Source organism: Pirellulales bacterium (assembly GCA_036499395.1).
Classification (GTDB): Bacteria; Planctomycetota; Planctomycetia; order Pirellulales; family JACPPG01; genus JACPPG01.
Map to the genome: position 1 here is coordinate 1 of DASYDW010000141.1, position 8,524 is coordinate 8,524.

At 54.5% G+C, this 8,524-nt stretch carries 11 protein-coding genes; 7 read left to right on the plus strand and 4 right to left on the minus strand.

All coding sequences use genetic code 11. From position 1 onward, the window contains the following. Together VGN12_29805 and VGN12_29810 are read left to right on the plus strand one after the other, a co-directional pair. A partial coding sequence (locus VGN12_29805; protein HEY4313685.1) for an alpha/beta fold hydrolase occupies nt 1-709 on the plus strand: 709 nt, incomplete at its 5' end. Between the two features lie 212 nt (nt 710-921). Beyond that, nucleotides 922-2,001 carry a hypothetical protein gene (locus VGN12_29810; GenBank protein HEY4313686.1) on the plus strand — a complete coding sequence of 360 codons (1,080 nt, stop codon included), beginning with the start codon at nt 922-924 and terminating at the stop codon, nt 1,999-2,001. A 60-nt stretch (nt 2,002-2,061) separates the two neighbouring features. Here VGN12_29810 and VGN12_29815 read toward each other — a convergent pair whose 3' ends face one another. Continuing rightward, nucleotides 2,062-2,253, minus strand: a complete 192-nt coding sequence (locus VGN12_29815; GenBank protein HEY4313687.1) for a hypothetical protein — start codon at nt 2,251-2,253, stop codon at nt 2,062-2,064. 217 nt (nt 2,254-2,470) lie between these two features. Between VGN12_29815 and VGN12_29820 the strand changes: the two genes are divergently transcribed. Beyond that, complete coding sequence (locus VGN12_29820; GenBank protein ID HEY4313688.1) at nt 2,471-2,740, plus strand: hypothetical protein; 270 nt, start codon at nt 2,471-2,473, stop codon at nt 2,738-2,740. A gap of 280 nt (nt 2,741-3,020) precedes the next feature. Here VGN12_29820 and VGN12_29825 read toward each other — a convergent pair whose 3' ends face one another. From VGN12_29825 to VGN12_29835, 3 genes are all read right to left on the minus strand, one after another. Next, a complete protein-coding gene (locus VGN12_29825; GenBank protein ID HEY4313689.1) occupies nt 3,021-3,239 on the minus strand; it encodes a hypothetical protein in 219 nt (72 codons plus the stop codon). Between the two features lie 644 nt (nt 3,240-3,883). Beyond that, the gene (locus VGN12_29830; GenBank protein HEY4313690.1) at nt 3,884-4,897 is read right to left on the minus strand and encodes a Rad52/Rad22 family DNA repair protein; all 1,014 of its coding nucleotides are present in this window, start codon (nt 4,895-4,897) and stop codon (nt 3,884-3,886) included. After that, nucleotides 4,897-5,394: a siphovirus Gp157 family protein gene (locus tag VGN12_29835; GenBank protein HEY4313691.1), complete on the minus strand. Its 498-nt coding sequence runs from the start codon at nt 5,392-5,394 to the stop codon at nt 4,897-4,899. The genes VGN12_29830 and VGN12_29835 overlap by 1 nt, the downstream gene beginning before the upstream one ends. A 129-nt stretch (nt 5,395-5,523) precedes the next feature. On the opposite strand from VGN12_29835, the gene VGN12_29840 reads away from it, so the two are divergent. The 4 genes from VGN12_29840 (at nt 5,524) to VGN12_29855 (ending at nt 7,805) form a co-directional block, all read left to right on the plus strand. Then, nucleotides 5,524-5,778 (plus strand): helix-turn-helix domain-containing protein, encoded by a 255-nt coding sequence (locus VGN12_29840; protein ID HEY4313692.1) that lies wholly within the window; start codon nt 5,524-5,526, stop codon nt 5,776-5,778. Nucleotides 5,779-6,077: 299 nt separating this feature from the next. After that, complete coding sequence (locus tag VGN12_29845; protein HEY4313693.1) at nt 6,078-6,749, plus strand: hypothetical protein; 672 nt, start codon at nt 6,078-6,080, stop codon at nt 6,747-6,749. 113 nt (nt 6,750-6,862) lie between these two features. After that, nucleotides 6,863-7,309: a hypothetical protein gene (locus VGN12_29850; GenBank protein ID HEY4313694.1), complete on the plus strand. Its 447-nt coding sequence runs from the start codon at nt 6,863-6,865 to the stop codon at nt 7,307-7,309. 115 nt (nt 7,310-7,424) lie between these two features. Continuing rightward, entirely contained in the window at nt 7,425-7,805 is a 381-nt protein-coding gene (locus VGN12_29855; GenBank protein ID HEY4313695.1) for a DUF2493 domain-containing protein, read from the plus strand. The last annotated feature ends 719 nt before the right edge of the window (nt 7,806-8,524 follow it).

Genomic DNA, 8,524 nt, shown 5'->3' on the forward strand with positions numbered 1-8,524 from the left:
GCCGACGGTCGTGGTGTTCGACGGCCTCGATAACTGCAAGGAAATGAGCTCGCTATTCTGCGGCCTCGAATTCGCGCGCCGCGGTTACAACACGCTCGCCATCGATGGCCCAGGCCAGGGCGAAGCGTTGCGCATCCAGAAGATCCCGTCGCGCTGGGACTATGAAGTGCCCGGCAAGGCTGCGTTCGACTACGTCGCGGGCCGCAAAGAGACCGACAAGAGCAAGGTTGCAATCGTTGGCTACAGCTTCGGCGGCTACTGCGCGCCCCGCATTGCTGCACTCGATACGCGTTACGCCGGCGGCGTCGCACTGGGCGCGATGTGGTGGGACATGCATGCGTGGCTGGTGCGCTCGCAGGAGCAGATGAAGAAGGGCGCTATCGCCACCTCGCACTTCCAGGTGCCGTGGGTGTTCGGCGTCCCCGATCTCGACTTCAATAAAGCCGTGGATGTCATCAAGAAGTTCACGCTCGAAGGCATCGCCCAACAGGTGAAGACGCCGTTCCTCGTCATGCATGGCAAGGACGACGGAATCACGCCGCCGAGCGAAGCGGAACTCCTTTACGAAAAGCTCGGCACGTCGAAAAAGACCCTCAAGATCTTCGACAACGTCGAAGGCGCGGCCGAACATTGTCAAGTCGACGACCGGCCGGCGGGCATCAACTACATGGCCGACTGGCTCAAGGAGAATGTGTTCGGAAATCGGTAATGACGATGTTTTTAAGCTAACTGAATATTACCCTCGACTGTGATCCTCCATCATCGGTTTCGAACCGAATGCCATCTACCTCGATATGGATTGCGTCGAGTTAACGTCGTGGCGCATAGTCCCTGGCATTCGGCAAGGCGGCGGCGTGTATTCTTTACTCAAGCGACCATTCGGCAGTCGTCGCAGCTAATAACCGGATAAGGCTAAAGATAGTGGAATTAACGCCCTATATTTACAATTCCGCGGAGGCGAGGGCGCTTGAGCACTTGCCAAATCGGCTTATCGAGGCCGCGAAAGCTGTAGCATTTGGCGCGGAAGGTTACCCGGTCAAAGTTGATGATTTAAGCTCACTGCACCGCTACGCTGAGGTAATGCACGAGCTGCGAATGCCTCAAATCTTGCAATTTCTTAGAGGCGGTTTGCGAACCAACGAAATTGCTAGTTTTCAAAAAATCGTCTCAGCAACCGCAGAAATGACTGAAAATGTTTTTGGCAGACGGCGCGTACCCCACGCAAGCCTCCTCGATGCAATTCACATCAAACGACACATCGACTATCTATACCCGGACCGTAGGCCAGCCGTCTTAGAGATTGGGCCCGGAAGCGGATACGTTGGGGCTCTACTGGTTGCTAGTGACCACCCCTACACATCCACCGACATCGCGCAGGCATTCTATCTCTACCAGCATTATCTATTGCGGCAGCTGTCCCGCGGAGGCCTGTCGGAGCGTGTTTGTTCCGACGCAGCAGCAGCCGATTCGATAATTCACATGCCTTGGTGGAAATTTTATACCATTGATGGCGAACGCGAGTTTTCAGCAGAAGTTATTACCGCCAATCATTGTCTTTGCGAAATGCATCCGACAGCATCTGCATATGTGATGCATCTGATTGCAGATCTACTAGACCGCTCGCCCTTAGGGGCCCTTGTGTTTTTCAGTATGGGCTCGCAAATCTTACGATCAGCAACGCAAACTCTCAAAACGATGTACCGTTTTGGCCTTCAAATTGCTCATCATGACAATGAAATAACAGTAGTTATAGGCCCTAAACATCCCTCATACTGTCACAGCTTAGGAATTGATTTCACGAGGCTTGCAGACTCTACGGAAATTCCTCGATTCGTCTCCGATAATGAAATCGGACAGGCGATCACCCGTGGCCGCGAGGCAATTGAAAGATCTATCTCGCTACCAATCGAAGGCATCCGAGAGAATCTTCGTAGCGTCCTTGGTCTCTCTGATCTGCGAACGGATGACGCAAAATTTCTTGAGTTTGCGGCCGTTCCTTAGCACTCAGTTGACAAACCCGTGACATCCAGACCCTCTCGAGCACAGAGGCACCAAATGCCGCTAGTTCGATAGCTGGACTATGCGCCGTAGCGACGCGACAATGAAGATCGTCAACCCAAGCAGGGCGAGCACGGCGACCGCCTGCAAGATGCGCCCATCGATTTCGAGTAATGGTCCGATTCCTATCTTTCGGCCCAGAAAGACAAGAATTCCGAAGAGCAATAGCACAAAGCCGTTGGTCATGCTTACCATGCTGATTCTCCCATTTTTCTAAGAGTCTATCGGAGTCTTGAGTTGTGCAACGGCACAACCACGATATGCAATGATTTTTGATATCTTTAAAAAGTGGGTTCAAAGCACTTAAGAGAATAATCCTTCTGTCTGTCCCATACAAAATTTCTGGTCGAAGGAGTTAAGCACCGAGGCCTGCAAGGATCTTGCCGATGTTAGGGCCAAGATTCCTGAGTTGATGGAACGTAAAATAGTCCTCCCCCCGCTCAAGCGTACGGACACCCGGGCCCGCTGGACAGCGTCGCTTCATCGGCTCAACGTCCACACCATAGACGGCGCCATTACGACCGGTGAGCCAATCATGCCGATCGCCGCGAGATCCGGAGCGATGATCGTCGGAGCGAAATTTCAATCACAAGACATCGGCCAGGTCCGTTTCTGGCAAAAAGCACTGCTGCGTTTCTTCGCGTTCAATCAGCGCACCACGCCGAACTGCTTGGATCGGTGATCCGCATTTCCGTTGATGTGACGCAAGATCAAAGACGGGTGCGTCTTTCTATACGGTCGCGATAGTCGTGCCGGATAATGAAATTATGCGGCTCCGAAATGAAACTCGTCGCAAGCATGCCGGTAGAAGCCACCATCCAAACCGGAGAGCGCAAATATCGTTTCTTATCTCGTGAAACTTCTGTCGACCCAATTCATGCGAGCCTTTCGGGAAAAATAATTGGTTTTAACCGAACGTCCGCGAGAACAAGTCGCGACGTTTTATTCGGCGTTGCCTCCATTCAGACGTTGGCCTTTTTGTATGCTTTCCAAAACGCGCGGGCCGCCACGACGGCCTTTTCTCCGCCGTCTCTCTTGAGAAGGTAAAGCCTTAAATCCCACCAAGACCCTACGTTTGGAAATGCTGCGTCGGCCTTCGTCTCTTTGAGGAACTCCTGCGCGAGGGGTGAATTGGGTGTTTGCTTGAGAACGTAGGCTTTGAAGGGCAGCGTTTTGACCATTGTGATAGATTAGCGTCTAGGAGTTCGCGGTCGCAAGCGTCCCGGACTTCCGACCTCCGGAAGCTTTTAACATGTCACTAGCGTGCGTTGCTTGGCTCCAAAAATTGCCTCGTATCGTCCAAGCCGTTCCAAAAGGTCTCCCTGCTCAGTTAGCAAGCGAAAAAAACATTCGCTAATGCCCGGGCGCAACGCGTTTGATTCTGACCGTGGTTCTTTTCCGGGTTTACCTATGTGTCGATCGCTCGCCTCTTCCGGAACAAGATTCGGCGAGGGATGAGGGAGGTCCTCGAACTTATGGCTCTCCATCGTAAAATTCTTGTGCACCGACTTGCGAGCAAAGATTGAGTGAGCTTGCGCTTCGAATAGGCCTGTTTCGATGGCGGCCGCGCGCCTTAGCCGCCACAACAATGAGGCAAGCCTCGCCACGAGCACACGCTCTAGAGTGGAATTTGGCTCGTATTCTGCCGCGAGGCCACACTCCAATGCTTCGTACTCTTCTGCTTTTTCAAGGAGCGCGATGACGGTTTCGGCGGTGAGCCCGTGCTTGAATGCACTCTGACGCGCCCGGAGCTTCCCGTGCGGCGATCGAGGGCCGGTACTCTTTTTAGCGTTATGCCGATTTGCGGTGATTTGCTTTACGCTCGTCATGGGTGGGGGCGCTGTTTGGCGGGTTGAGGGGCTTGGTAGTCTTGCAACGCCTTTCGCCCGTGCGTCTCATCCCAAAGGCCTTTGGCTATCTCCAGCGCGTCGACGTCCAAGTCGTCCCACCACGCGACCTCATTGCCGGCCTGATGGAGCTGGCGGTGATGACCGCGGCAGAGCGGCACCGTGAACTCATCGCTGACTTTTAAGCCAAGCGCCCTTGGCTGGGCAAAGCGCAGATGATGGGGATCAGACGGCTGACGGCCGCAGATGAGGCACGGTTGGGTCCCGACGTAGCGTAAATGTGCTTTGTTCCGTAGCCGTTTGGGCTCGCCAATCGTAAGAACGCTCTTGTCAATCTTGCCTGGCAGCAGATCCGCAACAGCCGGCACGATCGGCATGTTGACCAGAGGCGAAGACTGCGGCGCAGGTTCGAGACTGTTAGGCGGCTGATCACGGGCGGCTAAGTCCTTCTCACAACCGTGGAAGGTAGAGGTCCGTGGGATTTGGGTCGTATCGTCGCGGGCATTGCTTCGCAGATTTGGCGCGGCAGGCTTTTGCGCAAGCGACTGATCCTTTCTGGGAGGCTGTGCCAGCTTGCCATGCTCATAGAGTGACAATCCAAACGGGTCGCCGAAAGTGGCTAGAGCGCGTTTGGTGGCGTCGGTCTCAGCCCCTTTAAGCGCGATGTCGTGCACCTCACCAGGCGTCGAGCCGCGGCCTTCGCCCGTCCCATGGCCCTCCCGCACGACAGTTGCACCTCCCACGCTTACGGTGATTCGTACCTTCGCAACGTAAACGGCGAGGAAGACACCGCGGTTCTCACGATTGAAGACGCAGCGGGATTCGATCGTCTCCCGCGACCAGCGGTCAAAGCCAAAAATTCGATTGGCTTCGGATACGGCGTACCACCCGCCGATGAAGGACAACTCACGCCCATCTACCTCTCGTGTGCGGACATAGCGCTGATCGAGATCTCGGCGGAGTTCCTGTAATTGCTTTGCTGTGAACCCCATCACCGCACCCTCACGCTGAGAACCGGATCAGGTTCGGAGAGAGTTGCGCCGGCAATCTCCACTCCTTGTTTGAGATCACGGGCCAGTTCCTGACGATTGAGGTGCGGCTCACTCGGCTGCCAGTATGTTGGCGGGACATCCTCCTCATTGAGGATCAACAATGCGGGCAATCCTGGCCTGACTGACGCTGTAAAGTCTGGCGCATTGATCTTCTTGAGATCAATTTCGACCATCACGTCTTTGGCGATTTGCCGACGTTTTGAGGCTCTGTCCTGGAGACGGGAAAGCCGATCTTGCATTTCTGCAATCCGGCATTTGAGGCCTTTGGCAAAGGTCTCATCGACCAATGCCGACCGGATAATCGCCTCGACAATATCGGGCAGCGTTGTCAAACCTTCGACAGTGTCGGCGAGGGTTTGCTCGTCGATATCCGGGTCCCGGGCTTTGATACGGTCTCGGACCGCTTGGTAGTGGATTGCTGCGAACTCGATACTCATCTGCCTCTCCTCATATTGATCGGGTTGAAGCGCCCCTTGGCGAGGACACCGAGCCGTGCTTTCCCTTCATGAAAAGCAACAGTAGCCCTTACCTAATCGATACGAATAGTATCAATTGTAGGCACTTCAATGTCAATACTAAAAGTATCAATTAGGCAGATAAAGGCAGCTCGGGCGCTGCTCGGTTGGTCTCAGGATGATCTGGCAAAATTCGCTGAGGTTTCGGTTCCGACAGTAAAGCGCCTTGAGGCTGCGGAGGGCCCTTTAGGTGGTCGAACTGGCACAACAGAAAAGCTTATCTCCGCCTTAGAACATGCAGGGATCGAATTTATCGTCGAGAACGGCGGCGGAGCCGGCGTTCGGCTGCGCAAGAGCGGCAAGTAAAATCTCTCAGGATGAGTTCCATCGAATTCCTGCGGCCAAAAGTCTGCCGTTACGAAACAATTCTTTGGGCGCGCCAGGCCGCATCGAGCGGTGCGAAAAAATCCGTCAACTGTATCATTCACTTTTCAGATGGATTTTTTGACACTCCGTTTTTGCCAGCCTGCATTTTCAGGCGCCGGTAGGTGGTGTCGGCCTACCCACTGTGCATAAACTCAAAATTCCGGGATATCTTTTGACACCATCATGAATAGCCGTCGAAGCGAAGTACCACGTTCTCACGTGAATGAAGGGAAAGCTCCATGGCCAAGAAATCTATAAATCGTACCTGTAAGAACATTCCTGTCACATCGATGTTCGGGCCTCCGCCCTTGTTTGAGGGGGAAGATGAAAAAGCATACAGCGCGTTGTTGAAGCAAATTCGTGACGCTGTGAAGCCTATTGACGTTATCGACGAAATGTCGGTCCGGGATTGCGCCGATCTGTTCTGGGAGACGTTGCGCCTGCGTCGCCACAAAGCCGAATTGATCAATGCGAATATGTACAAAGGCTTGCGGCCTGTTCTCGAAACTGTTTGCTCCGTCGTCGATGTACATCGCTTGATGGCGGCTTCGCCCATGCAAAAACCCGGTACTCTTAAACACATCGAGGGGCTGCTTAAGGCCGAGAAACTATCGATGGAGACGGTTAGGGCGCAGACCTTGGTGGAGATCATCGACAAAATCGAGCGCATCGATCAGATGATCATGGCCTCCGAGAGCCGGCGCCACGTGACCTTGCGCGAACTTGATCGGCGGCGGAGCATGCTAGCGCAGGCGCTGCGTGAAGCGACCAAGGAGATCGAAGACGCTGAGTTTGTTGAGCTTGAATCGCCACCAAAGATTGAATCCGAAGCAACCCAGCTTGAGACTAGCGAGGCGGCGGACGAGGATGAGCCGAAAGAAGGTTATCCCAATAGCGAGGCTGCCGAGTGAGTAGCGACAGGAGGACACAAGCTAACCGAGCCAACGCTCAGGCGAGTACGGGCCCGCGCACGGCTACCGGCAAAGCGCGGGCGTCCCGTAACGCCCAACGGCATGGATTATCCTTGCCCGTACTCGCTGATCCGGCTTGGTCTGAAGACATCAAGACGCTTGCGCGTAAAATTGCCGGTGATGACGCAAGTGCCGAACGGTCCGAGTTAGCCGCCTCTGTGGCGGCCGCCCACATTGATGTAATGCGTATCCTGCATGCGCGTTATCACGTCGTGGCGCAGGCCCTGAAAGATCCGAAGTATCGCAGGATGACGCCTACCTTCCGGGAGGAAAAGTGGTTACGCGAATACGAGTTTGGGATCTTTGACGAGCTCCCGGATCCCCGCTTGCGCGAGACAATCAACACTCCGGGGAAATTCGTTAAAGTCATGAGCGGCCTCGCCGAGAAGTTGGCCGCGATGGACCGCTACGAGCGTCGTGCGCGTTCGCGTCGCAAATTTGCGGTTCGGGCATTTGACACCGCGTGCGCTGAGGCCATTCGCAAGAGCGTAAGCGAGTAGTAACGGGCAGAAACGAACACCGCAATTTTCTCAACAGCAGAAGCCGTACTATATTAGCTGGCGTTGTCACTGAAGCGACGAGTTCGGACTGCTTAAAGAGGGCTACGTATTGAAAGTGCTTGTTTGTGGCGGCCGTGAATTTAGCGATGTCGATTTCGTTTTTTCGGAACTCGATCGACTGCATGCGCAATTTAATTTCATGACTGTTATCGAAGGTGACGCGCGGGGCGTCGATCATATTGCTGGTGAATGGGCTCGCGCTCGTGGTCTGGATCTCGTCGAGTATCCAGCGGACTGGGCAAACGAAGGCCGCCATGCGGCCCTTATCCGAAACGAGCGAATGTTACGGGAGGGCAAACCGGATTTGGTGATCGCCTTTCCCGGCGGACAAGGGACGTCCCATACCTGTTGGCACGCCGAAAAACTTGGAATCGAAATCGTTAGGACCAGCCCATGTCTCGCCTCGCAGATATCACCCTCCAACTCAGGAAAATGACGGCTATGGCGCGGCGGCAAAGCCACTGCCGCCCCCGGTCGCTTGCGACCTCGATCAATCCTCCTTCGAAGGGTCGATCGTCGGCGATTTGTACAACGACGATGAAATACCATTATAGGATAAAAATCCTTTTTATAAGCATGTATTTCGATTTTGGCCAAACGAACCCAAATAATTTTGAGTTGTCAGACAACTACGCCGTACTTTACGCCGACACCAACATCGTCGACGGGATAACGACGCGCTCGCGAGTTGCGAGTCAGCAAATTGACTCTAGGTCGGCAACTGCCGCCGCTCGACTGGCGCAAGCTCGACGACGAAAAGCTGCGCGCAGGCATCGACCCAATGTCGGTCCTCTTCGCCCGCGCCTGTGCAGGCCACATCGCGAGCTGATCGTGGCAACGGTACCGCGATGAAAAATGGTTCAGTGGGGAAGGTCCAATATTCGGCGCACGCAAAGAAGTGTTGAAACGCACGCGCGCCGGCCTCAAGCGCAATCCCTCGCTGCCGAAATGCGACGCTGGAACAAGCGATCAAAAAATTCTGTGCCGGTTTGCTGCTGGAGTGAACTGCGTTATCCTTCGGCAATCCGATACCCAATTCCCGGCTCAGTCAAAATAATCCGAGGATCGTCGGGATGGTCTTCCACCTTCTGCCGTAGCTGGCCGATATAGACCCGTAGATATTGCGTGTCTTCCGTGTGAGCCGGTCCCCATACC

Coding starts and splice junctions, on each gene's coding strand:
- VGN12_29840 (HEY4313692.1), top strand. CDS start 5,524: ATGTCAATACTAAAAGTATCAATTAGGCAGATAAAGGCAGCTCGGGCG.
- VGN12_29825 (HEY4313689.1), bottom strand. CDS start 3,239: ATGGTCAAAACGCTGCCCTTCAAAGCCTACGTTCTCAAGCAAACACCC.
- VGN12_29845 (HEY4313693.1), top strand. CDS start 6,078: ATGGCCAAGAAATCTATAAATCGTACCTGTAAGAACATTCCTGTCACA.
- VGN12_29815 (HEY4313687.1), bottom strand. CDS start 2,253: ATGGTAAGCATGACCAACGGCTTTGTGCTATTGCTCTTCGGAATTCTT.
- VGN12_29830 (HEY4313690.1), bottom strand. CDS start 4,897: ATGGGGTTCACAGCAAAGCAATTACAGGAACTCCGCCGAGATCTCGAT.
- VGN12_29820 (HEY4313688.1), top strand. CDS start 2,471: ATGGAACGTAAAATAGTCCTCCCCCCGCTCAAGCGTACGGACACCCGG.
- VGN12_29835 (HEY4313691.1), bottom strand. CDS start 5,394: ATGAGTATCGAGTTCGCAGCAATCCACTACCAAGCGGTCCGAGACCGT.